Source organism: Halobacillus sp. K22, assembly GCF_052246795.1.
GTDB lineage: Bacteria > Bacillota > Bacilli > Bacillales > Halobacillaceae > Halobacillus.
This window is the reverse complement of the sequence record NZ_JBQQCN010000015.1, coordinates 12,129-36,885: the sequence shown is the minus strand read 5'-3', so window position 1 is coordinate 36,885 and position 24,757 is coordinate 12,129. Positions and strand designations below refer to the sequence as shown.

General features: G+C 39.5%; 21 protein-coding genes, 1 pseudogene and 1 riboswitch. Of the genes and pseudogenes, 15 read left to right on the top strand and 7 right to left on the bottom strand.

Going from position 1 to position 24,757, the window contains the following annotated elements; genetic code table 11:
* Positions 1-26 precede the first annotated feature (26 nt).
* Entirely contained in the window at positions 27-680 is a 654-nt protein-coding gene (locus ACTWPM_RS11935) for a cysteine hydrolase family protein (RefSeq protein WP_443133265.1), read from the top strand.
* A gap of 299 nt (positions 681-979) precedes the next feature.
* Positions 980-1,103, top strand: a pseudogene (locus ACTWPM_RS11930) (flagellin); the annotation flags it as partial.
* Positions 1,104-1,960: 857 nt separating this feature from the next.
* On the opposite strand, the gene ACTWPM_RS11925 reads toward ACTWPM_RS11930, so the two are convergent.
* The 3 genes from ACTWPM_RS11925 to ACTWPM_RS11915 all read right to left on the bottom strand — a co-directional run bounded on the left by ACTWPM_RS11925 (position 1,961) and on the right by ACTWPM_RS11915 (position 6,967).
* Entirely contained in the window at positions 1,961-3,451 is a 1,491-nt protein-coding gene (locus ACTWPM_RS11925; RefSeq protein WP_443133264.1) for an alpha-amylase family glycosyl hydrolase, read from the bottom strand.
* A 1,679-nt stretch (positions 3,452-5,130) separates the two neighbouring features.
* Positions 5,131-5,778, bottom strand: a complete 648-nt coding sequence (locus ACTWPM_RS11920; RefSeq protein WP_443133263.1) for a response regulator — start codon at positions 5,776-5,778, stop codon at positions 5,131-5,133.
* Positions 5,771-6,967 (bottom strand): sensor histidine kinase, encoded by a 1,197-nt coding sequence (locus ACTWPM_RS11915; protein ID WP_443133262.1) that lies wholly within the window; start codon positions 6,965-6,967, stop codon positions 5,771-5,773. Before ACTWPM_RS11915 ends, ACTWPM_RS11920 begins: the two co-directional genes overlap by 8 nt.
* Before the next feature lie 324 nt (positions 6,968-7,291).
* Between ACTWPM_RS11915 and ACTWPM_RS11910 the strand changes: the two genes are divergently transcribed.
* From ACTWPM_RS11910 to ACTWPM_RS11885, 6 genes are all read left to right on the top strand, one after another.
* Positions 7,292-8,719 carry an alpha/beta hydrolase family protein gene (locus ACTWPM_RS11910; RefSeq protein ID WP_443133261.1) on the top strand — a complete coding sequence of 476 codons (1,428 nt, stop codon included), beginning with the start codon at positions 7,292-7,294 and terminating at the stop codon, positions 8,717-8,719.
* Positions 8,720-8,800: 81 nt separating this feature from the next.
* Complete coding sequence (locus tag ACTWPM_RS11905) at positions 8,801-9,352, top strand: DUF6609 family protein (RefSeq protein WP_443133337.1); 552 nt, start codon at positions 8,801-8,803, stop codon at positions 9,350-9,352.
* Positions 9,353-10,026: 674 nt separating this feature from the next.
* Positions 10,027-10,464 (top strand): N-acetyltransferase, encoded by a 438-nt coding sequence (locus ACTWPM_RS11900; RefSeq protein ID WP_443133260.1) that lies wholly within the window; start codon positions 10,027-10,029, stop codon positions 10,462-10,464.
* 91 nt (positions 10,465-10,555) lie between these two features.
* Positions 10,556-11,065, top strand: coding sequence for a GNAT family N-acetyltransferase (locus tag ACTWPM_RS11895; protein WP_443133259.1), 510 nt, complete (start codon positions 10,556-10,558; stop codon positions 11,063-11,065).
* Between the two features lie 846 nt (positions 11,066-11,911).
* A complete protein-coding gene (locus ACTWPM_RS11890) occupies positions 11,912-12,430 on the top strand; it encodes a hypothetical protein (RefSeq protein WP_443133258.1) in 519 nt (172 codons plus the stop codon).
* Positions 12,431-12,928: 498 nt separating this feature from the next.
* A riboswitch (FMN riboswitch) is annotated at positions 12,929-13,077 on the top strand.
* A gap of 167 nt (positions 13,078-13,244) precedes the next feature.
* Complete coding sequence (locus ACTWPM_RS11885; RefSeq protein ID WP_443133257.1) at positions 13,245-13,844, top strand: ECF transporter S component; 600 nt, start codon at positions 13,245-13,247, stop codon at positions 13,842-13,844.
* A 46-nt stretch (positions 13,845-13,890) separates the two neighbouring features.
* On the opposite strand, the gene ACTWPM_RS11880 is transcribed toward ACTWPM_RS11885, so the two are convergent.
* From ACTWPM_RS11880 to ACTWPM_RS11870, 3 genes are all read right to left on the bottom strand, one after another.
* Positions 13,891-14,259: a hypothetical protein gene (locus ACTWPM_RS11880; protein WP_443133256.1), complete on the bottom strand. Its 369-nt coding sequence runs from the start codon at positions 14,257-14,259 to the stop codon at positions 13,891-13,893.
* Between the two features lie 16 nt (positions 14,260-14,275).
* The gene (locus ACTWPM_RS11875; protein WP_443124413.1) at positions 14,276-14,671 is read right to left on the bottom strand and encodes a hotdog fold thioesterase; all 396 of its coding nucleotides are present in this window, start codon (positions 14,669-14,671) and stop codon (positions 14,276-14,278) included.
* A gap of 86 nt (positions 14,672-14,757) precedes the next feature.
* Positions 14,758-15,702: a 1,4-dihydroxy-2-naphthoate polyprenyltransferase gene (locus tag ACTWPM_RS11870; protein ID WP_443133255.1), complete on the bottom strand. Its 945-nt coding sequence runs from the start codon at positions 15,700-15,702 to the stop codon at positions 14,758-14,760.
* A 235-nt stretch (positions 15,703-15,937) separates the two neighbouring features.
* Here ACTWPM_RS11870 and ACTWPM_RS11865 point away from each other — a divergent pair, with 235 nt between their 5' ends.
* From ACTWPM_RS11865 to ACTWPM_RS11835, 7 genes are all read left to right on the top strand, one after another.
* The gene (locus ACTWPM_RS11865; RefSeq protein ID WP_443133254.1) at positions 15,938-17,329 is read left to right on the top strand and encodes an isochorismate synthase; all 1,392 of its coding nucleotides are present in this window, start codon (positions 15,938-15,940) and stop codon (positions 17,327-17,329) included.
* Positions 17,329-19,074, top strand: coding sequence for a 2-succinyl-5-enolpyruvyl-6-hydroxy-3-cyclohexene-1-carboxylic-acid synthase (menD, locus tag ACTWPM_RS11860; protein ID WP_443133253.1), 1,746 nt, complete (start codon positions 17,329-17,331; stop codon positions 19,072-19,074). Before ACTWPM_RS11865 ends, menD begins: the two co-directional genes overlap by 1 nt.
* Positions 19,065-19,859 carry a 2-succinyl-6-hydroxy-2,4-cyclohexadiene-1-carboxylate synthase gene (gene menH, locus ACTWPM_RS11855; RefSeq protein WP_443133252.1) on the top strand — a complete coding sequence of 265 codons (795 nt, stop codon included), beginning with the start codon at positions 19,065-19,067 and terminating at the stop codon, positions 19,857-19,859. The genes menD and menH overlap by 10 nt, the downstream gene beginning before the upstream one ends.
* A 66-nt stretch (positions 19,860-19,925) precedes the next feature.
* On the top strand, positions 19,926-20,744 hold the full coding sequence (gene menB, locus ACTWPM_RS11850; protein WP_443133251.1) for a 1,4-dihydroxy-2-naphthoyl-CoA synthase: 819 nt from the start codon (positions 19,926-19,928) through the stop codon (positions 20,742-20,744).
* Positions 20,745-20,843: 99 nt separating this feature from the next.
* The gene (locus ACTWPM_RS11845; RefSeq protein ID WP_443133250.1) at positions 20,844-22,322 is read left to right on the top strand and encodes an o-succinylbenzoate--CoA ligase; all 1,479 of its coding nucleotides are present in this window, start codon (positions 20,844-20,846) and stop codon (positions 22,320-22,322) included.
* On the top strand, positions 22,312-23,412 hold the full coding sequence (gene menC, locus ACTWPM_RS11840) for an o-succinylbenzoate synthase (RefSeq protein ID WP_443133249.1): 1,101 nt from the start codon (positions 22,312-22,314) through the stop codon (positions 23,410-23,412). The genes ACTWPM_RS11845 and menC overlap by 11 nt, the downstream gene beginning before the upstream one ends.
* Before the next feature lie 74 nt (positions 23,413-23,486).
* On the top strand, positions 23,487-23,798 hold the full coding sequence (locus tag ACTWPM_RS11835) for a hydrolase (protein ID WP_443133248.1): 312 nt from the start codon (positions 23,487-23,489) through the stop codon (positions 23,796-23,798).
* Between the two features lie 39 nt (positions 23,799-23,837).
* On the opposite strand, the gene ACTWPM_RS11830 is transcribed toward ACTWPM_RS11835, so the two are convergent.
* Positions 23,838-24,680 (bottom strand): DUF6612 family protein, encoded by an 843-nt coding sequence (locus ACTWPM_RS11830; RefSeq protein ID WP_443133247.1) that lies wholly within the window; start codon positions 24,678-24,680, stop codon positions 23,838-23,840.
* Positions 24,681-24,757: the final 77 nt, after the last annotated feature.

The following is a 24,757-nucleotide window of genomic DNA, read 5'->3' as shown; positions in this document are numbered from 1 at the left end:
ATTAATAACTTGGAGGTGTTACTACCATGCGTAATCCATCGCAAACGTTGTATGAAGACTATAAGTCGAACCCTTTAATAGAAGGAAAAGTTGCATTACTTTGTATAGACTTACAATATTATGATGCTGCTCCTGGATATGGTTTCTTTCAAGACGTTTCACATGAGGATCAAGAATATGCTTATTATTTTAATCGATTAGAGGACCAGGTCTTCCCTACTGTTAAGAAACTGCAAAAAATTTTCAGGGAGCAAGAGCAAGAAGTAATACATGTGAAGATTGAATCCATGACTAATGATGGCAGGGATCGTAGCCTTGAGCATCAGCGAATCGGTTGTTTTGTGGAGAAGGGATCAAAGGAAGCCGAATTTATCGAAGAGGTTGCACCTCTAGAAAATGAAATCATAATCACCAAAACGGCTTCTGGGGTCTTCAATAGTACAAACATCGATTATGTGCTTCGAAATTTGGGAATTGAGCAGCTCGTTGTTGTTGGTGTTCTGACCAATGAGTGCGTTGAAACGACGGTCAGAGACGGTGCTGATAAGGGTTATCAAATGTATGTTCCGGAAGAAGGTGTGGCAGCCTTAACTGAGGAACTGAATCATCATTCTTTGGAAGTACTCGATGGTGTCTATGCGGATGTGATGTCTTACGAAACAGTCAAAGATAACTTCTGATCATTTTTGGAATCCTTTTATCTTCTGAGTACACGCGCGTTTATAGTTGATTCTTTCTTTAATAACAAAGTATTGCGCACTACTCAGCCCGAAATGCACGAGACTGAGTGGGGGGTTTTAGCTGGAAACGACCGTTCACTAAGATATAGAGGATGAAATTAATACTTCCATTCAGTTTAGTGAGTTATTAAGGGTGAAGTTTTTTAGAGCCCTCTAAACTTGAGGGCTCTTTATTTTTAAAATACTGGCTAAAAACTGGCTAATTGAAAGATAAATAGACAAACATCCAGGAGCGTTGTGATGTAGACATGGCTAAAGGGGATAATGCACCAAACGAAATCATCTATTTTGGATCAGGCTTCTCAAGCTATGCTTGTTAAAGCCAACCAACAACCTCAAGGAGTTCTTGAACTGCTACGATAATATCCAAAACCCACTCAATCAAAGAGTGGGTTTTTTCGTGCGTTAATCTTCGCCACATTATAATGAAGAAACTCGTCATAACTTTCATAACCCCGCTTGGGGCAGAATTTTATTATTCTTGCTCCATCTCCATTCGTATAGGAAGTACTTAATACTGTTAAAGGTTGTTTAGGGTTTCACATTATTTCATCGCTATGTATCATACGTACCCCAAAAGCGTTCAAATGTCAACTTTTGTGGGTCTCTCTCGGTAGTGATCAAAAGTGGTAGTCGTGACTGGCAGCGTAGAAGTCCTTTAAATTATGAATTGACTGGATTTTGACTGGTTTATAATATCGTCAACTAAATTTACAAGCCTCCCAAGAGTTTATATACTTTTGAGAGACTTTTCTTTTATTCTTAAATTTGTAAGAGATTCAAATGGCAAAGGGTTGATTTTGAAATAATGGTTATTGGACAAGATAATCAATCTCAAATTCTCTAGCAGATACAGGTTAATTGTTTTAGTCATTTTTATTTGTCCATTGTTGTTTAATGGAAACTATTTATTGAATATATTTACGGTTTTAGTTAGTAGGATAAAGGAAATGGATGGGGGTGATAAAGAAAGTCTATAGAAATGTGAAGAGTTCGGATCTGCTTTTCCGTACTGAGTCCATTATCGTTATGAGAGTTCCCCCTTTCTAACTGATCGTGAAAGAAAAGTTCTATACTAGCAAAGGCAGTCAAACCCTTTTGGCCTGCTCAACCAAACAAAGAGGAATATCTCAATACATGAAGAAGAATTTATAATTTAGAAAAAGCCAGCCTCACATAATAAGAGGCCGGCTATTGATTTCAAATGATGTCAATTTTATTTACCTTTGAGATTTTGTCTTACGAATACTGAGGCCAATGGCACCAACCATCGCTACACCCAACCCTGCTAACATTCCAAGCGGAAGGGAAGATGAAGTGTCCGGCAATTCGCCGCCTTCTTGTTTATCCTGCACAAGGATCTTAAATTCCCATGGTTCTAGATCAAGAGTATGTTTACCACGCAGAATAAAGTCAGAATCAGAGAAATAAGACGTATACTTACCTGATGAAGATCTAGGCTTAAGAGTAGTAGACTCCTCATTTTCTGTTAGATTCATTACCACTACTACTTTATTGCCATTCTTTTCTCTCTCAAATGCTAAAATATCATCGTTCGAGCTCTCTAAAAAGTTAACATCTCCACCGTAGCTTCCATTCCAAAGGGCTGGATTTTCTTTTTTAAGATCAATTAATTCCTCGTAATACTTTTGCATAGACAAGTTGTTCCAGTTGATTTCGTCCTTTTCAAAAAATTCAAGCATCTTGTCCAATCCTGCTTCTTCTCCGGAGTATATAAGCGGCATTCCCGGCATAGTAAAGGTTAAAGCTGCCAGGGTTTCGTTTGCTTCACCGTAAAGATCTTCATTTGTTCCGTTCCATGAATTCTCATCATGATTCGTAAGGAAATGCATTGGGTAAGTCCCTTCAGGATACGTTTCCTCTACGTCTGAAATATAAGTACGAATGTCTTCTGCCGAGTTTTCGCCGTTTGCTACTCCGATAGCATTACCGAGAAAAGGCCAGCCATAGTTAGCATCAAAACTCTCTTCCAAAAGGTTAAGGTTTTCACTATCTTCCGCTAACATATAAATTGGTTTAACCTCGTCTAGTTCTTTTTTGACATCTTCCCAGAAATCTGCTGGTACTCGTCCTGCAACATCCATCCGATAACCGTCAACGTCTGCTTTTTCCACCCAGAACTTCATTTCTTCAATCATTGCTTTACGCATTTCTTTGTTTTCATAGTCTAACTGGGCAACATCCGTCCAATCTGTGCCCGGTGGCTGCACAATCTCATCATCTTCATTCTGGATATACCATTCAGGATGCTCGGAGATCCAATCGTGATCCCACCCCGTATGGTTAGGAACAAAATCCAGCATGACTTTAAACCCCATATCATGGGCTCTTTGAACTAACTGTTCAAAATCCTCCATTGTTCCAAATTCAGGGTTAATCGCTGTATAATCTTGAATTGAATAATAAGAACCCAAAGTTCCTTTTCGGTTCTCTTCAGAGATTGGGTAAACCGGCATAAACCAAAGAATATCTACCCCCAACTCTTGGAGCCGGGGAAGATGCTTTTCAAACGCTTCAAAAGTACCTTCTTCTGTGTACTGTCTGACATTTACTTCATAAATGACATCATCTTTCGCCCATTCTGAAACCTCATCTGATTTCTGCTTTGAAACCGACCCTAGTGCAACCGTTTGCGTAAATGCCGTAAAAAAAAGAACAGTTACTGCTACCATAAAATAAATCTTCTTCACTCTATTCAGCTCCCTTTATAGTTAGTATTGCCCTTCCTTCTTTTAAACTTTTACCTCCTTTTCCTATTTTTAACCTTTTATGGTAAGAGCTACTATAAATGTAAAGTTTTTCTTTTTAGTTTTCAATATTTTCTCACTATTCTAAAAATAACAGTACGAAAGTCTTAGAAGGTTTATTTATAAACTCATTCTTAACTAGGTGAGTTTTTTACCTGTTAGTAATATGTTTGCTTATATAATGCCAACATTTTGCTAGCTCAATCAACGGTGGACTTTTTCTTTTGGTACCTGATATCTATATAGAATCAGTAAGACTACAGCAAGGCTGTCTTTCCCTGAAATTACAATGATTTCGCCCTACTCCTTAAATGATGTAATTTCTTTTGGAAGAGGAAGCACCAAATGCTGAGCAAAGTCTTTGATAATAATATCACCTAAGTGAGATTGAATCTTTTCAAACATGGATTATTCACCTCCTAAAAAAAAAGACACCCTTGTAGGTGCCATTTAGTTACTGATTAATGTATTCATAGCTTACGCCGTCCACGTAGACTGTTAGCACATCTCCATTGATTGTAGCGGTAATGTATTCTTCTGGGAAAATCATTTCTACCTCATTTCAGTGACTTAAGTTGTTGAAAATAACGATTGGGATGGCCATATGTTTTAAGAGGTTAAGTACTACCTGATTAGTGTAACTCCAGCAGCCTTCTAAGCTGTTGATCGTAAATCGTTTATTTAGTGGACAAAAGTGGACCAATGGTGGACCAAACTCGCCAAATTTAATATAAGATGGGCATATTTATTCCTATTGGGCTTTCATAAAAGATGACATAACAGTATTTATTACAAGAGTTTTGGAAACGTTCATACAGGGACATTCACTTTGACAGAGTGGAAGTCGCTTTTGGGTCACAATTTAATGTAAATTTGGCTGCACTTCTGACTGGATATTGCCTGGATTTTATTCATAATTACATATATCCTATTTGATCTCGTGTTAATAACGTAAAGTTGGAACACCGATTATTTAGGGCTTCTTACGTCTTATCTTCTACTATTTATTTAATACAGTGAATGGGCGACGTGATGGAATCATGCACCCATGATATCAAGAGTTTAGCTTCATCCCAAAAGTCAAAATGACATACTTTTGACACACCTGCTAGAAAAACGCTATAAATCTAAAGAGCCTCTCAAAGTTCACTGAACTTTTGGGAGGCTTTTTCTTCCATGTTTTCAGTAATGTGCGTAAATAAACACGGTGAGTTTATATTTCCTTTGTCTTATAATTTCTGAATTTCCTAACTCCTACTCCTGCTTTAAATAGTAGAGAGATGTCACTAAGTCAATTGATTAGGAGCCTCTAAGCACATTCCTATCTGCTAAGCAACAGTCAGGAAAAGTCACGATGCCGCATCCAGACTAGAGTAAGTTTCTCCAATTAAAAAACGTGCTGAGATAGCTTGAATTTCAGGGGGTGGCAGCACTGTCTCAAATGTCTTAATTATTATGGCGAAGGTGGATCAAAAAGTTGGCACACCTAGTTCATTTAAATGTATGTACACAGCGGAAAACAGTGTCACTTAAAAGCTATGAACTGACCTATTCAGCAGGTTCTATAAGAGAAGGGCCAATAGCCCTACTCTACGTTGCGCTATTTTTTATCTTTAGAGGGGTTAGATCAAATTCTTTTCGAATGCGGTTTTTACGGCGTTTATCCGATCTTTCACTTCTAATTTAGAATAGATATTGGAGATATAATTCTTTACCGTACCTTCTGTGAGAAATAATTTCTCTGCAATATCTTTATTCGTTAACCCTAGTGAGACTTCATAAAGAATTTCTACTTCTCTCGGTGTAAGAGTTTTATCGTTTTTATCCTGATGATTCTCCAGAATACGGTTTTGCTCCGGTAATTTTGATAGTAAAGTTTGAGCTATTCCCTGAGGGATAAGGGTTCCGCCTTTGTGCACCAACCTAATTCCTAAGATAAGGTCTTCCGGCAGGATGGCTTTTAGAAGGTATCCTTCTGCTCCTGATTTTAGGGCCTGTATAACATAATTCGTTTCTTCAAAAGTAGTCAGCATAATGATTTTAATCTCAGGCCAGCGTTCTTTAATAGCTTTTGTGGCAGTTACTCCATCCATATTTGGCATGTGAATGTCCATAAGAATGAGGTCAGGTTTATTATTAACGCAAAATTCTATCGCTTGTTTTCCGTCTTCTGATTGCCCGATGACTTCGATATGTTCATCCATATCTAGGATGATGTTCAGACTTTCTCTCGTCAGCGTCTGATCTTCAACAATAAGCAGCTTAATCATAAGCCCTTTCACTTCCCTTCATGGGTATGGTGCATGTGACTGTGGTTCCTTCATCGGAAAAAGATACATCTAAAGAGCCGTTCAAAGTTAGTAGCCTTTCCTCCATACCACGCAGTCCAAATCCGTGCTTTGCCTCTGCCCCAGGAGAGCCGTTATCAACAATCGTTAAATTTAACCCATCAGCCTCATAGCTTAAGTTTACACTTATAATGGTGGCTTCCCCATGTCTGACGGCGTTAGTCAGGGATTCCTGTAAACTGCGGGTGAGTGTCCTTTTGTGAGTCTCGCTTATAGGAAACACCACACCCGTTACAGTGAAAGTTACTTGTGTATCCGTATGTGAGGCGAAATCTTCGCACATTTCTCTTAGTTGCTCAGCCAGCTTTATTTCTTTCTGACTACCCGGGTCCAGATCATGAATATTTTTTCTCGTTTCATCCAGTCCTCTATTTAACACATCCCGCAATCGGCCAACTTTTTGTATGGCTTTACCTTTATCTGAAGATATTAAGAGTTTCACAGCGTCTAACCCCATAATAGAAGACGTCAGTGTATGGCCGATTGTATCGTGCAGTTCCCGTGACATTCGACTGCGTTCCTCTAACAAAGTTAAACGTTCCACTTGTTCCGCGTACTGGATAAGGGCCTCGTTCTTTTCTTTGATCATTTCTTGCTGCTGTTCATTTTTTCTCAGCTGCTCCTTGAGTTCTCTTTGTGTCTGAAGAACCATATTTAAGCTGATTCCAATTCCAAACATGAGCGTGTAATTAATCATCGACGAGATAAAAGCGAGAGTGCTTTCAATTAAAATACTTTCCAAAGCAGGAAAGAAAATAAGGGAAGCCACTATAGCCCATAGTGTTGCTCTTCCTTTATAAAGGTAACCGGTCATAAAGGAGGTTAAAATCATTCCTCCAACGAGTTCATTGACTTCATAGGTTAAATAGAGAGAAAGCCCTCCAGTTGTAATAAAATCAGTGACAAAGAAGAAATGAGCCTTAAGATAAGCCGGTCTCCAAAAAAACAAAGGAAAGGAGAAGGACGCTAACAGCCATAAAACAAGGAAAGGAATGGACATATCTAATCTCTCATGATTTGCATAAAGAAATAAAAACCCAAGTATTAAAAAAATAGCACGCAGCCCCAGCACCGTCTTGTCAAAAGCACCCCATGAAACTCCTTTCTTCAATAAAATCACCTCATCCATTCTCATCTAGTTTTATTTTACCAGTTGTTTAATAAAATTATTATAGCTCTCTCGATTTTATTGTGACTTTTCTCATGACTGCGGACACTAGGGTCTATGACTTTTAATTTATATAATTCAAGGTAGAGAAAATGAAGAAAGGAGCTGGGAATTCGCCTGTCAATCAAGAAATTGCAGGAAATTTTCCGAGTCGCACAGGGTAATTATTTTGTTATTGAGCACACTAAGTAGTAACTTTTGTTTTATAAGTGTGAGCAAGTCATAAGGAAAACACTTTAGATCATTAAGGAGAAAGGAAGTAAAAATATGAGAGCATTAGAAATCATTTTATTGATCGTACAGCTTGTCTGGTTTCTTTCACTGCTATATAAACCTCTTAGAAAATGGAAAACTCTAGTGTTTATTATTACCATAATCATCTTGGGTGCCCATTTGTTTTTAGAAGGATATAGAACACAGATGCTATTGGCCTACCTGGCTGAAGTTTTCATTATTATAGGCTGGATACGAAAAAAATTTAAGGATCACGAATCGCACGCCATGGGCAAGTGGAAATTATCATGCCTGGTTGTTGTAGTTATCTTATATATTGGAATTACCGTCACACTCAGCTCCCTGCTCCCTGTGTTTACTTTACCTACTCCTACAGGTGAATACCAGGTAGGGATGAAATCAGAAATGTTGGTGGATAAGGAGAGAACGGAGGGTGGCCAGCCAAGAGAATTGATGGTAAGTGTCTGGTATCCAGCAATAAGTCCGGAGAGGCAGGATAACACATATCTTTCCTATCCTTATAAAGAAGTTGCAGGAGCACTCTCTGTTAACTTTTTCGGTCTTCCATCCTTATTATTCGATCATTTAAAGCAGGTCAAAACAAATACTCTCAGCGAAGCGGAAGTTTTGCCAAAGGAAGACGGTTATCCTGTTGTATTATTTTCTCATGGTTTCATGGGCACTCGTATGCAAAACTACTCCCAGATGGAAGAGCTGGCCAGCCAAGGGTATATCGTCGTGAGTCTAGACCACACCTATGAGTCTGCTTACACTAGGTTCCCTGACGGAAGAGAGGTTCAAACAAAGTACACAGCAACCGACTTTTCAGGAATGAATCATAGCAAAAATATTGCCGCAAGAACTGCAGATGCAAGTTTTGTTTTCAATCAGCTGCAAGATTGGAATGAAAAAAGTGATAGCAGCTTTCAGAACACATTGGATTTATCGAAAGTTGGAATGTTCGGTCATTCCTATGGAGGAGCTACAGCAGCTAAAGTAATGGCAGAGGATTCCCGTTTTAAGGTGGGAGCTAATATGGATGGGGCTTTATATGGAAGCGATGTAGAGAAAGGCTTTAATAAGCCATTTATGAACCTCATCGCCCAATCGAGCTACGAATATATCCCATCAGAAGAAGAGTTAAAGATGAACGGAATGACGCTAGAAGAATACAAAGCTTTATCCGAACAGAATCTTCAGAACATCAATACGCTGTTCCAATCAGGGATAAAAGATGATTCCTATAAGATTACCTTTCTGGAGGGAGATCACTTCAGTTTTTCTGATATGCCATACTGGGTGCCCATCCTGGAAAGCGGGTATGACAAAAACCAGAACCACCGCGTGATGAATCAGTATATCTTAGCTCTTTTTGACAAATACCTTAAAGGTGAAAACGAACAGCTCCTTCAGGAAGAAAAAGAGGATCCTATATATACGGTAGAAGCAAAATTAAAATGATGAGTTCTTATTTAAGCGATTAGAAGGTTATCATATTAGTAGAAAGAGTTGATATAGTCTCAGAGTGGAGGGAATGGAGTGATGACCTTCTTAGCAGATAAGCTGGGTTATGACAAAAATGAACCGCTGCAATTTTTGAACAAAAGATTATGTGGAATATGGTTAATTTGGATAGGCGTCGTGCTGACACTAAGTATTTATAAGGGAGGAAAATGGTTAGTTCATCCCATTATTTTTGTCATCGGTTTTGGTGCAGGCTTTCTACTGATTCTCAATTCAAAATACGTAGAGCAAAAGCTTTCCTATGGACCAGAATCGCTTTTTCAAAAGAAAATCAGCCAGCTCTCCATTACCCTGATGTTTATTCTTATCTTTTTCATGGGTGGGTACTTTATCCCTTCAATGGATTTTAGAATGATATGGTTAGGCGCCCTTTTAGCTGTAGCGATTCACTTTGTTCCGTTTGGGTTTGTCCATGGGAAGCTTATGGTTCTTCTGGCTGCTATCTTGATTGGGGTCCTTTCGTACGGCTACCTCAATCCCTCTGTCCCTTTCTACGTGATCGGGTATGTAGATGCAGTGATCAAATTGTTATTTGGTTTCACCTTGCTTTTTTCCAGACCGCCAGCATAGGTTTCTTAATAAAGTGCCAGTGCCTGTCGCTTAGTAAAGGAACAGGCACAAGTACTTGACTTAGATTGTCTTTTATTTTTATCTTGTTTTTAATAAATTTTCTTCAATACGGGTCGTCTTCTTTTTTGGATGTGTTTCCCCTTAGCGTTTTATCCAGCTTCGTTGTCGAGTAAGAATTCTCACCATGTCTTTGACAACTTGAGATAACTTCCATCTCCTACGTATATCTTAATGTGACTTTTTAACATAGTTGGTACAAAAGAATGATTGCTGATGTATGTGTTTCAATGAGACTTACTCAAATGTTAAGAAACATTAAAATTTTCTTTCCATTTTTCAAGAAGATCAGGATCGTTTAGGTTATATCTCTTAATCATGTGAGCGTGTAATACTATATACAAAGTGGAATATTTGCATCACGTTATTCTAGTTTTCTAAATGCTTTTCGTAACATAGTCTGTTTTTCCAGCATGTCGCACTTCATGGCATAGTTCATGGAAGAAAATATCAATGTTAGTTCTTGTAACCAACATTGATAAACATAAACATATGGAATTGTGAAGTTGCATATTTACATTAAAGTGCATTTATCTCGAAACAAACTTCTTATTCAATCGTATGAATTGTTGAATCGATTTTAGGTTACAATTTATTTTAATTTGAGAGGTGACAACATGAACATTAGGAGAAGTAAAGAAACGGAACTTAATAGATTGGTCGATATATGGTATGAAGGATCCTTAATAGCACATGATTTTATTGAGAAAGATTATTGGGAAACACAGAGAAATGAAATGAAAGAAAAGTATCTTCCAATGGCTGAAACCTATGTTATAAGTGATGAAAAAGATGTGGTAGGTTTTATATCAATGGTTGACAACTATTTGGCTGCTTTATTTATTCATGTTAATTATCAAGGAAAAGGATATGGAAAAGGTTTATTAAATTATATGAAAAACCAAATGAATATAATACAACTGAAGGTGTACGAGAAAAATAGCCAAGCCGTAAATTTTTATTTAAAGAATGGTTTTGCAATAATAGAAAAATTATTAGATGAAAGGACAAACGAGGAAGAATTACTGATGAGATGGGAGAGGGTTATATACTAAAGGTGATTATTGAAGTAACTGGGCTTATTCTACAACAATAAGATAGGAATAGCTCCTAGCCAATACTAAATGAAATATGGGGGAGGGTTAAATGGATATAACAGTTGATAAATTAAGTTATGAAGATGCGAAAGCACTTTTCGATTTTGAAAAAGAAAATAGAACATATTTCGAAAAAATGATACCAAGTCGAGGTGATGATTATTATAACTTTGACAATTTCATGATACGACATAAAAAATTATTAGATGAACAGAATCAAAATTCATCTTACTTTTATCTGATAAGAAAAACGAATGGTGAAATCTTAGGAAGAATTAACTTAGTAGACTTAGACAGATCCCAAAACTTAGGTCACCTAGGTTATAGAGTGGGTGAAAAACATACGGGGCAAGGGATAGCATCCAAAGCTTTGCATATCTTCCTTGAAAATTTGAGTAAAGATGGTTTCGAAAAAGTTTTAGCTAAGACAACGAAGCATAACATTGCTTCACAAAAAGTACTAGAGAAAAATGGCTTTAAGAAGTTAGAAGTGAGTGATGAAGAATTTGTAATGAATGGAGAAAAACTAAGATTTATAAATTATATATGGGCTATTTGACAACAGTATAGATGATATGTTTATCCATTCTACTACCTCAGCACTGAGTCTTATAGTTATGGTGAAATTTAAGGGGTACTATAATGACATGTAATTAGAAGGCATGAAATAGTTTAGAAAAACCCAACTTTTAGGTGCGATTGTTAAATATAGTATTCGCCTTTTAACGTAGAAAGGGTAGTAAATTTTATAATTGACGATGAGTTAAATTTATTAACGGTATAAGAAGTTAAAATTATGTAAGAGTCATTAGTGGGACAAATTTAGATATTAAACAAGAATTATATCAAGCAGCCAAAGAGTTGTTTAAAAGAAGATAACCTACTGGCTGGGGTGGTACTGCAGCAATGTGTACTAATGATTAAAAATTTTGACAAGTGTTGCTCCAGAGGTCTTAAAAGCTTCTACAGAGTTATGTGTAGACACAAGGGCCATTTTGTAAGCACAAAAATTTAATACACAAATTCATATCCAATATGCGTTGTAAGAGACGATGATAATGAAAAATTTATGGTGTTAACACATTGTGAGGGTTGTCGGGAAAGATTGGTTTACTGGGGGGATGTAAAGGGAGCGGTATCTTCATCTTACGAGGTGCCATTACTTTTCAAAACTTTAGAAGAAGTTCAGCCGTATCATTGGTCTCAAGCATACAGAGATGAAGATTTATTTGACTAAAAAGTATATTCGAATAAATCTTGAAATCAAGTTTTCCGAAATTGGGGACATTGCTTTATAAGTGTACTCCTTTTTACACATGCGTAGAGGCTATGATGAATGTAACTTTTAAACTGACGGAGCTGGTTAGTTTAGGGTCTATTATTAAAGTTTTTAGGAGTAGTTAATATGATACGTTTTTCTTTATTTATTTTTTCTGTATTGCTTCTATTATCTGCAATAGGTTGTGCGAATAGTAATGGAACAGCAAAATATACATTGTTATCACAAAATGAAATTGATCAATTCATACAAGAAAAAAACATCGAGCCATTAGCAGTAGAGGAAGTTCAAAATTCAACAGTTATTTTGTATAATAATGGTGTATATTACCTTTCAAAAGATAATGAGGAACTAATGGAAAACTACTCTGGATGGGGTGTCGGTCATGGGAAGGTACAATTTGGTATGACAAGTACAGGGAGTCCTCATGTCTATGTTATTTTGAATGATGAAACCTTATTAAAGGAAGCAAATAAAGTAGAAGTTGTGTTTCAAGATGGAAAATCTGTCGCTGAATCAACAGAAGGTAATCGGGGGTTTTTATTGTTTTATGATAAGAATGAAAAAAACATGAACCTTCATAATGAATTGGAATTATATATTTACGATAATAACGGTGAGGTTCTTTATCAAGATAATATATAATCTACCATGAATTCCTTAGTTAGATTTAGATTACTCACAAATGCTTGCTAACAGGTATTTAAGTAAAAGAACAGTAAGAGTTGTCTTGGATTCGAGTCTTTCTGTAGTGAAGGCAATTTAATGGTTAAGTTATAGAAAAATTTTGAATAAAAACACCCCCCTAGAGAAGCCAATTGGAAAACTGTAATTGATAAACACCCGATAACGGAATTAGAGCTGGTGGAATACCGAGTGCAACAAGAGAAAGAAGAGTATAAAAAGAGAACAAAGCATTTAGAAGAAGAATTGGAACTTATAAACATGTACGTGAAGGAATGTCAGCAGCAACAAAAAAACGATGCTTATTTAAGCATCGTTTTTTTGTTGACGAGTTGTTGACGAAACTCGTCAACAACTACCAAAATTAATCCTAATTAATCCTTAAATGATCCTATTAAAAACTTAAGAGTTGCCATTTCATAGGGTTTTGTATAAAATAAAACTACAATTACATATCGATTCCATCTTCGGGGCAGGGTGCAATTCCCGACCGACGGTGATGAGCGTATATACGCTTTTAGTCCGTGACCCGTTTGGCATCATGCTAAACGGTGGACCTGGTGCAACTCCGGGACCGACAGTTACAGTCTGGATGGGAGAAGATGTCGAGCGAAGCAGGTAGAAGTATATCTAATTTTACCTACTGTTTCCTATGGACAATTAATCCACCCTAAAGCCCCTTTATGTATGCTTTAGGGTTTTTATTATGGACATAGGGAGCACGTTCACCTTCATCTGGGATGTGAATCGATGAAAAAGATGAAGGAGGGGATCGATGATGAACCAATATACAGGTCAATCATCAAAATTGCTTAAATTAATTATATTAGCTCTAATGGGAAGTATTTCTATGGTTTTAATGCTGCTTAATTTTCCTTTGCCTATGCTTCCTCAATATTTAAAAGTAGACTTTAGTGAAATTCCTGCACTAATTGCAGCTATTCTTTTTACTCCATTAGCCGGAGTGATCGTAGAAGGATTAAAAAATACGCTGTATCTCATTTATACAGGGGCTGCGGACCCGGTAGGTGTAGTGGCTAATTTTGCAGCAGGTGTCCTGTTTGTGGTCCCAGCAGCAATGGTCTATCACAAATTTAAGTCAACCAAATCATTAGTTTCCGGTATTGTTGCCAGTTCTGTTATTATGGCGGCAGGGATGAGTGTACTTAACTACTTTCTCATCTTACCAGCATACAGTTGGTTCATGGGGTGGGAAACCATGAGTGCTAATGTTAAATGGATTACTATTTTAGCGGGAATTCTCCCATTCAATGCGATTAAGGGAATTATAATCGGGGCCTTGTTTGTGCCATTATTTATTAAGTTAAAGCCGTGGATCGAGCAAAAGAGCGTTCGCTCTTCCAAAGCGGCCTGAATAATAAAAAAGCTGTCCGTTTTGGACAGCTTTTTTATTATAAATTTTATCCTTCCTCAATTTCATCCACGCGATAGCGGGCTGTCGGCATAGCTTCTAAACGTTCTAAAGGTATCGGCTCCCCTGACTTCTCACTTAATCCATACCGATCTTCTTCCATTCGTTGCAGAGCATCGTTTACTTCCATTAATTTCTCACGGGATTTTTCATAAAATGTCTGTTCTTTTTCACGTTCGAATTGATCAGTTCCCAAGTTTCCCGGGTGATCGGCAACGCTCGAAATTTCTCCAGTATCATCATTTTCGTAGTCGTTTTTCAATCGATCATCTTTATACTCCTCAAGCTCTTCTTCCGCTTCTTTTTTCATTTCTAAAAGCTGCTGTTTAAAAGATTCTTTTTGGTTTTCCGTTAGCATGTAAAATCGACCCCTTTTAATTATTTTTTACTGGTACTACTCCAATGGTACACCTGGATATCGAAATCGTTTCTTCTGCTTCATTCAGGATCTTAACTTCCCAGACCATTGTATTTCGCCCAATATGAATAGGCGCTGCTTTCCCGATCACATATCCTTCGCGAATACTTTTAATGTGGTTCGCATTAATTTCGATACCGAAAATCTGCTGCTCTTTTTCATCCACATTTAAGTAAGCGCCTATACTGGCGGCACTTTCAGCTAAGGCTACGCTTGCACCGCCGTGTAGAAAGCCCATAGGCTGATGAGTACGGTGATCCACAGGCATGCGGATTTGAACATAATGAGCTTCCGCATGTTCAATTTCCATTCCTAAGGTTTCCATAAGAGTGTTTTTTATTAATTTTTCCATTAGATATCCATCCTTTACCTCATATTTCCCGTTGCCTCAGGAGTCAAACCTATAGAAAAAGGATGGCTGGAAGCCATCCCGTTTAGTTATCCCAGAGGAATTGAAATCTCTAATAGCAAAGAAATACCCAAAAGCACTCCGTACATAGTGTTTGTTTTTGCAGTGGCTACCATAGCAGGCATCATTTCAAGCGGCTGAGATTTTCCTTTAAATCCTTGAATAGCCTGATAACCTTTCGTTAAACTGAATAAGGTAATAAACGACCAATAGGGTAAAATATTAAAGATAATCAGTACGATCGTCAGTCCATACGCAATTAGGAATAGGGCAGTCAAAAAACGAATAGATCCTTGATGACCAAATAATATAGCTAATGTTTTCCTGCCATTCTCGGCATCGCCCACTCTGTCACGAATGTTGTTAGCAAGCAGGATAGCTCCAACAAATATAGCGACAGGAATAGAGACAAGGATAACTTCCCATGAAATCGTTAAACGCTGGATATAATAACTAATCCCTACAATAATCGTTCCCATAAAAAAACCAGCTGTCAATTCGCCGAATGGAGTGTAGGCAATGGGGTAAGGACCGCCTGTGTACAAGTATCCAAAAAGCATGGAAATCAGTCCTATGACAGCGATCCACCAGCTCGAGGCGATGCAAATATAGACGCCTAACAAAGCAGCCATTACAAAAAAACCAATGGCGAGGGAACGTACCACTCTTGGGCTAATACCATCTCTTACAATGGTTCCGCCAATGCCAACGGAATTCTCGTTGTCCAATCCTCTTACATAGTCGTAATATTCATTAAACATGTTTGTTGCAGCTTGAATGAGGATAGAAGCTAATAACATTGCTGTAAACAACCCAAATTTAATCGGCTGTTCCATTGCAGCAAGCATCGTTCCGACAAATACGGGAACAAAAGCAGCCGTCAAGGTATGAGGTCTTAACAGCCTCCACCATACCTGGAAACCCTCACGTTCATTCAAGGAAGCTTTCATGTTTTGATTTGGAACAGAGCTCATAGATGTCCTCTCCCTTGTACTTAAACTAGTCATATCATAACAAATTAAGTTTAGATAAACACTTCTTGAGTGTCAATACATGTAACAAACTGTAAGATTGGGTGGACAATTCTTGAGTCAAGGGAAAAAAGAGAATAAAATAGAGGTAGATTAAGCTTTATTGAATCTTAATAAATGGTTTTTAAGCCATTTTAATAGGTTTTATGACGTCCCTTAAGGAATGGGAGGAATTTTGATGCTTCATACTCAAGCACCTCAAATAAATGAAATAATTGAAAAAGCCGTAAATCAGGCTCAAGAAAAAAAAGAACCACAATTGATTAGTGTGGTAGATCAAATAGAGCCTTCAGATCCATTTCAATTTCTGGATGCTGGAACTTCCATAAACAACCATTGTCTGTTTTGGCGAAGTGCAGAAGAAGACTTTACAATGGTAGCTGTCGGCTCGGCCCATAAAATGTATGCTGGAAAAGAAAACCGCTTTAGTGAAATACAGGTCATGTGGGACAATATCCAGCAAAGCGCATCGATCTATGATGAATTTAATGAAAAGGGGACGGGTATCGTTGCGCTCGGAGGTTTTAGTTTTGATTCCAAACAGAAAGAGAAGGGTCCCTGGGAATCTTTTCCTGACAGTCAAATGACCATCCCTGCTTTTTTGTTGACCAATAAAGGTTCTAAATCCTATCTGACAACGAATGTTCTTATTTTTCCAGAAGACCACAAGCAGCAGATTATTACGCAATTATCCGACCATCGAGAAGTCTTACTGAACTCTGGTCGTCATTCATTTGTTCTGCCGGTGAGAAAGGAGTCAGAGGAGATTGACCCATCTGGGTGGAAGAAATCGATTGAGCAGGCAACAGAAGATATCAAGAAAGGTCTTTTAGATAAGGTGGTTCTTGCCAGGGAACTACGAATTACGTTCAATGAACCTGTCCAGCTCGCAGCAGTGATTGCAGCCTTAGCTTCTACACAGCCTAATAGCTATATTTTTGCTTTTGAAAGCGAAGGAGAATATTTTGTTGGAGCTACACCAGAGCGGCTGGCCAAACTTGATAACCAGCAGCTTGTTTCCACCTGCTTAGCCGGAACGATCCGCCGCGGCAGATCAAAAGAAGAGGATGAGCAGCTGGGGGAAGAACTGTTATATGATCCTAAAAACAGGCAGGAGCATCAATTTGTTGTAGAAATGATTCGCCATGCAGTAGAAGCGTGTTGCTATAACGTTCAGATCCCGGAAGCACCTGTATTATATCCTTTGAAAAATCTTCAGCATCTCTATACTCCGGTAACGGCAGTACTCGAGAAAGGATACACTCTGCTCGATGTTATTGAAAGGCTTCATCCTACTCCAGCTCTTGGCGGCATGCCGCAGAAAAAATCGGTCGATTATATACGCACCAATGAAAAGTTAAACAGAGGATGGTACGCAGGGCCAGTTGGGTGGTTTGACATGCATAATAATGGGGAGTTTGCCGTTGCTATTCGTTCGGCCTTAATAAAATCTGATAAGGCTTCCTTATTTGCAGGATGTGGTGTTGTAGAGGATTCAGATCCAGAGGCGGAGTATGAGGAAACGGATGTAAAATTAAAGCCAATGCTCTCAGTTTTAGGAGGATGTTAATGGAACATGTGGAGTCATTAACCAAATATGTGACACACTTTGTTGACCAGCTTGTCTTCTCGGGAGTCGAGCACGTGGTTATATCCCCCGGGTCAAGGTCAACTCCTTTAGCCATGACCCTTGCAGAGCACCCTGAGATGAACCAGTGGGTTCATCTTGATGAACGCTCTGCGGCTTTTTTTGCCTTAGGGATTGCTAAAGAACAACATAAGCCAGTGGCTCTTGTATGTACCTCGGGGACCGCAGCTGCTAATTACTACCCTGCTATTGTAGAAGCCTATTACAGCCGAGTCCCTCTCCTGGTCCTTACAGCAGATCGTCCGCATGAGCTCAGAGATACCGGTGCACCACAGGCTATTGATCAAACAAATATGTTTGGCAACTACGTCAGATGGTATCATGATTTAGCCGTTCCTGAGGAAGGGCTGCACATATATGCCAGGCGTCAGGCTGCAAGAGCAGTAGAAGAGGCGGTTGGAAATCACCCTGGGCCCGTTCACCTGAATCTGCCTTTCCGTGAACCACTAGTTCCTGATTTTAGTCTGCAGGGGCTTTGGAGAGAAGGGGTCAAACCAATTCCCCGTGCCGTTTCAGGAAATCCCGGTCTTCAGGAAGAAGTACTTGAAGAACTATTTCAACGGCTAAAGAGGTATGAACGTGGGGTGATTGTGGTCGGCCCACAGGCAGACGAAGAACTTGCTCCCCATGTAACGATGCTTGCTTCTAGATTAGGGGTTCCTATACTGGCAGATCCGTTATCTCAATTAAGAGCCGGTGCGCACGATAAAAGGAATATTATCGAAAATTACGATGCTTTACTGAAGTCAGAACGCATTCAAGAACTAATTGAACCCGATTATATTCTTCGCTTCGGTGCTATGCCTGTCTCAAAAGCTTATTTAAAATGGGTGAAAAAAATTGAAAAACAGGTGGATCACTTTATCGTAGATAGCTACAAAAGCTATCGTGAACCTGCAGGAATTACCGCGCAGTTTATATGGAGCGATCCAGCAAACCTTTGTACTAGACTTTCCAGCTACTTTTTAGAAGGAAGCTATGAAACCGATTGGCTGGAACTATGGCATAAGTTAAACAGCACAGCTAAAAATCAAATGTTGAGTGAACCCGAAGACCAAATGAATGAAGGGCATGCGGTCGTATATTTATCAGATGCTCTCCCTGAGGATTCTAATTTATTCGTAGGAAACAGCATGCCGATAAGGGATGTGGACAGTTTCTTTATGTCTACCCCTAAATCAGTAAAGGTACTTGCTAATCGAGGAGCTAACGGAATTGACGGAGTTCTCTCTGCTGCGCTGGGTTCAGCTGTATCAGGGCGCAGAACCACTTTATTACTGGGCGACGTGTCTTTTTATCATGACTTTAATGGTATGTTAATGGCCAGGCATAAAGGGCTGCCCATGACAATTGTGGTAATCAACAATAATGGGGGCGGTATTTTCTCTTATCTCCCGCAAGTAAATCATCCTCAACACTTTGAAGAGTTGTTCGGCACCCCACTTGATTTGGACTTTTCCAAAATAGTGGAGATGTATGGTGGCGTTCATAGGAAAGCGGAGACATGGGATGAATACAAAAGAGCTCTAACAGAAAGCTACAGCTACGATGGGCTTTTCGTGGTTGAAGTCATTACAAATCGTGAAGATCATGTGGCCTTTCATAAAGCTAAGTGGCAGAGCATCGAGGAATCTATTGAAACTTGGAGAGAAAATGAATGTTTATAAAGGCGGAAGATCGAAGTTACTGGGTTGAGGACACCGGTAGTGGCCCGGTGTGGTTAATGCTGCACGGTTTTACAGGAAGTGCACATACATTTAATGAATTTTTGAATTATGTGAATAGAGATTGCCGGCTCATAAAGATAGAACTGCCTGGACATGCTAGAACAGGCCCGATCGGAACCGTATCCATGGAAAGATTCTGCTTCGATCTATCCTTGATTTTAGGGAACCTGGGAGTTGAGAATGTAAATATTCTTGGTTACTCTCTTGGAGGAAGATCAGCATTATCTTTTGCTTTACTTTATCCTGACAAAGTCAACTCTTTAATTCTAGAGAGTGCCTCTCCGGGTCTGCCTTCAGAAGTTGAACAAATAGAACGACGGAGAAAGGACCAGCAATTAGCAGATCTATTACTTCAAAAAGGTATAAAATCTTTTGTAGAATACTGGGAAACAATTCCTCTGTTTGATAGTCTTAAATACCTCCCTGAAAAGCGAAAGAGGATCTTAAGAGAAGAACGTTTAAGTCACTCTGCTGAAGGGTTGGCTGAATCTTTAATAGGAATGGGTACAGGCACTCAGCCCTCGTGGTGGAAGAAGTTAAACAAGGTGAAGGCGAGCGTTTTACTTGTCACCGGGCAGCAGGATGAGAAATTCCGTGCGATTAATCAGCTGATGGAGCAAAAGTTAACTAACGCTAGATGGGTAGAGGTCGAAAGGGCCGGTCATACGGTTCATCTGGAAAAACCACGAGTTTTTGCTAAAATTGTAGAGAAGTTCATGATATAATTGGTGTTGTATGTAAGCGTTTTGTTCTTTTAGGTTTCATATTAATTTTTGAAGGAGGAAGTCAATATGACTTTTGATTGGGTTCGCGAACGCGAATATGAAGATATTCTGTATGATACGTTTGAAGGGATTGCTAAAATAACGATTAATCGTCCTGAAGTAAGGAATGCTTTCCGGCCGCAGACGGTACATGAGCTAATTGATGCTTTTGCTTATGCGCGCGATGATTCCAAAATTGGCGTGATTGTCCTGGCTGGAGCTGGAGACGAAGCTTTTTGTGCGGGAGGCGATCAGAAAGTAAGAGGCCACGGCGGCTATGTAGGCGATGACCATATTCCACGTTTAAACGTTCTTGACCTGCAGCGCTTGATTCGGGTTATTCCAAAACCTGTAGTGGCTATGGTATCTGGTTATGCAATCGGTGGCGGCCACGTATTACATATTGTATGTGATTTAACCATTGCTGCAGAAAATGCTGTCTTCGGTCAAACAGGTCCGAAGGTAGGGAGTTTTGATGCTGGCTATGGTGCCGGTCTGCTGGCTAGGATTGTAGGTCATAAGAAAGCCCGTGAAATATGGTACCTGTGCCGTCAATACAGTGCTAAAGAGGCAGAAGATATGGGTCTTGTTAACACGGTAGTACCTGTAGAAGATCTGGAAGCGGAAACAGTTCAGTGGGGTAAAGAGATGCTTGAAAAATCCCCAACTGCTCTTCGTTTCCTGAAAGCTTCTTTCAACGCAGATACAGATGGATTAGCCGGTTTGCAGCAAATGGGTGGAGACGCAACGTTGTTGTATTACCAGACTGAAGAAGCAAAAGAAGGCCGGGATGCCTTTAAAGAGAAAAGAAAACCTGAATTCGATAAGTTTCCTCGTTTTCCTTGATCGTTAATGGAAGCATCTGAATAGGCATGATTTGAAGGGGCATCCCATTTTAAAAGGGAAGGCCCCTTTTTGAATTCAAGTACAGGAGGAGAGATGGTCATGGGTGAAAAAATTCCGCACTGGTTAGAGAAACAAAACGAGTTAAACCCTGGTCATATTGCGCTTGAGACTCCGGAAGGAATTAATATGAGTTTTAGTGAATTACGGAGAGAGAGCCTGCAAATGGCCGAATCTTTGCGGCAAAAAGGGATTGAATCTGGGCACCACGTAGCACTATTGGCCGAGAATAGCAGGGATTTCCCCGTTTGCATTCACGCGTTAAGCTATGTAGGCGCAACCATTGTATTGTTAAATATACGACTTACTCCGAAAGAACTTGTGTACCAACTCAATGATGCTCAAGTCAACTTCTTAATAACAGGGGAACAGACCGAAAGAAAAGCTTTAGAAGTGCTTGCTGAAGCGGAGGCACCTGATATTCCAATGTTTAGAATGGACAAAGTGGAGAGGCTGGGCGATGCGGATATAGCTCATCTAAAGAAAGAACTTGACTTAGATCAAGTCTTTACGATGATGTACACTTCTGGAACCACAGGCCGCCCTAAAGCTGTAATGCACACTTATGGCAACCATTGGTACAGTGCGATTGGCTCTGCATTAAACCTGGGGCTCGGCGGCAAGGATAAATGGCTGCTATGCTTACCCATGTTCCACGTAAGTGGGTTTTCTATCCTGATGAAAAGTGTAATCTATGGAATGACGGTCCACTTGGTGAAAGACTTTGATGAAAATAAAATAAATGAGGCGATTATTGAACACGACGTGACTCATATTTCAGTTGTAACGGTTATGATGCAGCGACTGCTGAATGACTTGGACAGTAAGTCTTACCCAGAGCATTTTAGGTGCATGTTGCTTGGTGGTGGTCCTGTACCAGAACCACTTCTTCATGAAGCTGCTTATAAAAGAGTTCCGGTCTTCCAAACTTATGGTATGACAGAAACTTCATCTCAGATTGCAACACTCTCCCCCCAATCAGCCGGTAAAAAAATAGGCTCTGCTGGAAAGCCATTACCTCTTGCGCAGCTATGGATTGACAGTGAAAATCCGGAAGAAATTGGGGAAATCATTGTTAAAGGTCCGATGGTGTCTTCGGGCTATTATAATCGTTCTCCAAGAGGAGAAGCTCATTTTCGAACGGGGGATCTAGGATATCAAGACAGTGAAGGCTTCTTATATGTGGTTGATCGGGTGAAAGACATGATTATCTCTGGTGGCGAAAACGTGTATCCTGCTGAAATAGAAAGTGTGCTGGCCGGATATCCCGGGGTCATTGAGGCTGGAGTAACAGGAGTCAGAGATGAACAATGGGGAGAGGTCCCCGCCGCATTTCTCGTCGTAGATAGTGGAAGGGTTGATCAAGAAGCATTAAGACAGTTTTGTGAAAAAAGGTTGGCTAAATATAAAATACCTAAAGAGTTTCATATATTGAATCAGCTCCCGAGAAACGCTTCTAACAAGCTGCTGCGCCGAGAGTTGTTTCCTGTACTGGAGAAGGAGAGTAAACATGAACATTGAGTATATGGGGCTCCGTTTAGTGGAATTACCTTTGCGTTCTCCTTTTCGCACGCATCAGGGGGTGATCAAGCAAAGACCATTAATTATTGTAGAGGTCGCGGACCGTTTAGGGATTAAGGGATACGGAGAAGTGACGGCGTTTGCTGAACCGTTCTATACGTCAGAAACAATACAGACAGCCTGGCATATCATTTCTGATTGTATTGTTCCAACGATCGACTTTCAGGAAATCAGCCACCCCTTTGATTTTCCAGAGCTACTCAGTGGAATCCAAGGACATCCAATGGCTAAGGCCGGAGTTGAAGGAGCGCTTTGGGATCTTTATGGAAAACAGACCGGACAAAGTCTTAGCGGAATGATTGGCGGTAGAAAAAAACATGTAAAAGCGGGGGCTGTCATTAGTCTGAATGACACTGAAGCGGAAGGTGTAAAGGCGTTAGAAGAAAAAGGGTATGAGCGTTATAAATTAAAGGTGGATAAGGGAAAAGAGCTGGAGATGATTGAACGAGTTAAGCAGGTCTCGCCTGATCTTCCTTTGATGATCGATGCGAACGGTGCCTATACGGAAAAGGACATAGAGCATATCCTGGCCCTTGATGAGTGTGGATTAACAATGATTGAACAGCCCTTTCAGGCAGGTGATTTCTTTTTACACCAGCAATTACAAAATAGGATGAAAACGCCGGTCTGTCTGGATGAATCGGTCATGAATTTTCATGATGCCATGCAGGCTATTCAACTAGGGAGCTGTCAGATCATTAACGTAAAAATCAGCCGGGTCGGAGGCCTGACCGCAGCGATAAAGATTCATGATTATTGTGCGCACGAAAATGTGCCAGTGTGGTGCGGAGGGATGATTGAATCCGGTATTTCGAAAGCACATAATTTAGCTTTAGCTTCTCTTCCGAATTTTAGTATTCCGGGCGATCTATCCGGTTCTGATCGATACTTTGAAAAAGATCTCGTCACTCCTGGTATTCGATTGGAGAATGGCGAGATAGAAGTTCCTTCGCTTCCTGGGATAGGCATAGAGGTGGACATATCTTATTTAGAAAGAGTGACCAAAAAGGCCAAAACATTCCGGTTGTAAGTAAAACCTCCTCCTGAAATTACTCATAAGAAACCAGTCTATGGTTTAAACTAAGCCGGAGGAGGACGACGGATATGAATAAGAATAAGTATTACATTAATATGGGCACCCAGGAAATCTCCCTTAATCATGACGCCAATAATGACGATTTCGTTGTATTTGCCACCGAAGAGGAGATCATTAAAATCAGAGAAATTTTTGATGAAGTGTACAACTCTGATATGCGTTCATTTTTTCGGGCCCACATTCCTGCCATGCCCTACCACCAGGATCAGGACAATGATGATTACGACGTAGAATTAAAATCAGCTTTTCGAATGATTCACGATCTTGGAGATGAAATGACCAGAGAACATATTGAGCAGATGAAAATATTAGAAGATTAAAAACCCGCTCCTTTACTGGAGCGGGTTCAAATAAATAATTTAGGACTGAAATAAACTCTCCATTCCTTCAATTACTTTGGCGTTGGTTTTAACTTTTTCAGGAACTGAAATGTTCCCAACCTCATTGAATTGACTGTATTTTCCTTTCATAGTCTGGACCATATGAGTGTTCTCACCGTTTTGATTAATTGTGAAATCCATCTCCATATCAACGGATTCTGGATAATACGTTTCTTTATTCACTATAAATGTATAATCTACTTTGTTTACCGTCATCTTTTCCATTAGATCTTCAGGTACCTGATCTTTGGGCAGCATCTCATTCAAAGAGTCATTTAAAAGCTTCTTCACATTCTCGCCTTCAGAATGAAAGGAGAGAGTATAGGAGGAGTCACTTTCTTCCAGCTCAAATTCGTCAACATAGTCTTCCAGGTTTTCTAACTGGGATGCGGGGTTCTGCTGCTGGGCACTCATCGCATTCAACTGATTTACTATTTGTTTTGGTGCTTTATACCACCCCTCTTTTGTAGGCATTGTCATATAAAGCCCATCTTCTGTGTAATACTGTTCAATAGTCTGGCCCATCATTTCTACGGTTTGATGAAAAGCTACAGGATCCGTCTGCATTTTAGAGTCTATCGTAGTAGCAATAGGTATGCTGCCGGGAACAAGTGAATCTTCGCTGCCGTCAGTCCCTGTTTCCATTCCCATATCAATAATTTGTTTGGATTCTATTGTCATGGCAAAGTTGTCAAGACTCTTACTGGCTTCAGCTGCCTTAGTATAAATATCCTCTACTTTTGCTCCTTCTGAGCTCGCGCAGCCACTGATCAAAATAAAAGCTGCCAACGTACTTATAAGCATAATTAATTTTAACTTCAAAAGAATCCTCCTTCACAGTAAAGTATTTACCTTATTTACGTTATAAGAAGTAGAAAGTTTCAATATGTACCAAAAAA

Excerpts from the sequence above, each read along its gene's own strand:
- ACTWPM_RS11865 (WP_443133254.1), top strand. The coding sequence starts at position 15,938 with ATGCTTCATACTCAAGCACCTCAAATAAATGAAATAATTGAAAAAGCC.
- ACTWPM_RS11835 (WP_443133248.1), top strand. The coding sequence starts at position 23,487 with ATGAATAAGAATAAGTATTACATTAATATGGGCACCCAGGAAATCTCC.
- ACTWPM_RS11880 (WP_443133256.1), bottom strand. The coding sequence starts at position 14,259 with ATGCTAACGGAAAACCAAAAAGAATCTTTTAAACAGCAGCTTTTAGAA.
- menC (WP_443133249.1), top strand. The coding sequence starts at position 22,312 with ATGAACATTGAGTATATGGGGCTCCGTTTAGTGGAATTACCTTTGCGT.
- menH (WP_443133252.1), top strand. The coding sequence starts at position 19,065 with ATGTTTATAAAGGCGGAAGATCGAAGTTACTGGGTTGAGGACACCGGT.
- ACTWPM_RS11870 (WP_443133255.1), bottom strand. The coding sequence starts at position 15,702 with ATGAGCTCTGTTCCAAATCAAAACATGAAAGCTTCCTTGAATGAACGT.
- ACTWPM_RS11875 (WP_443124413.1), bottom strand. The coding sequence starts at position 14,671 with ATGGAAAAATTAATAAAAAACACTCTTATGGAAACCTTAGGAATGGAA.
- ACTWPM_RS11905 (WP_443133337.1), top strand. The coding sequence starts at position 8,801 with ATGACCTTCTTAGCAGATAAGCTGGGTTATGACAAAAATGAACCGCTG.
- ACTWPM_RS11910 (WP_443133261.1), top strand. The coding sequence starts at position 7,292 with ATGAGAGCATTAGAAATCATTTTATTGATCGTACAGCTTGTCTGGTTT.
- ACTWPM_RS11900 (WP_443133260.1), top strand. The coding sequence starts at position 10,027 with ATGAACATTAGGAGAAGTAAAGAAACGGAACTTAATAGATTGGTCGAT.
- ACTWPM_RS11845 (WP_443133250.1), top strand. The coding sequence starts at position 20,844 with ATGGGTGAAAAAATTCCGCACTGGTTAGAGAAACAAAACGAGTTAAAC.
- ACTWPM_RS11935 (WP_443133265.1), top strand. The coding sequence starts at position 27 with ATGCGTAATCCATCGCAAACGTTGTATGAAGACTATAAGTCGAACCCT.
- ACTWPM_RS11885 (WP_443133257.1), top strand. The coding sequence starts at position 13,245 with ATGATGAACCAATATACAGGTCAATCATCAAAATTGCTTAAATTAATT.
- ACTWPM_RS11920 (WP_443133263.1), bottom strand. The coding sequence starts at position 5,778 with ATGATTAAGCTGCTTATTGTTGAAGATCAGACGCTGACGAGAGAAAGT.
- menD (WP_443133253.1), top strand. The coding sequence starts at position 17,329 with ATGGAACATGTGGAGTCATTAACCAAATATGTGACACACTTTGTTGAC.
- ACTWPM_RS11895 (WP_443133259.1), top strand. The coding sequence starts at position 10,556 with ATGGATATAACAGTTGATAAATTAAGTTATGAAGATGCGAAAGCACTT.
- menB (WP_443133251.1), top strand. The coding sequence starts at position 19,926 with ATGACTTTTGATTGGGTTCGCGAACGCGAATATGAAGATATTCTGTAT.
- ACTWPM_RS11890 (WP_443133258.1), top strand. The coding sequence starts at position 11,912 with ATGATACGTTTTTCTTTATTTATTTTTTCTGTATTGCTTCTATTATCT.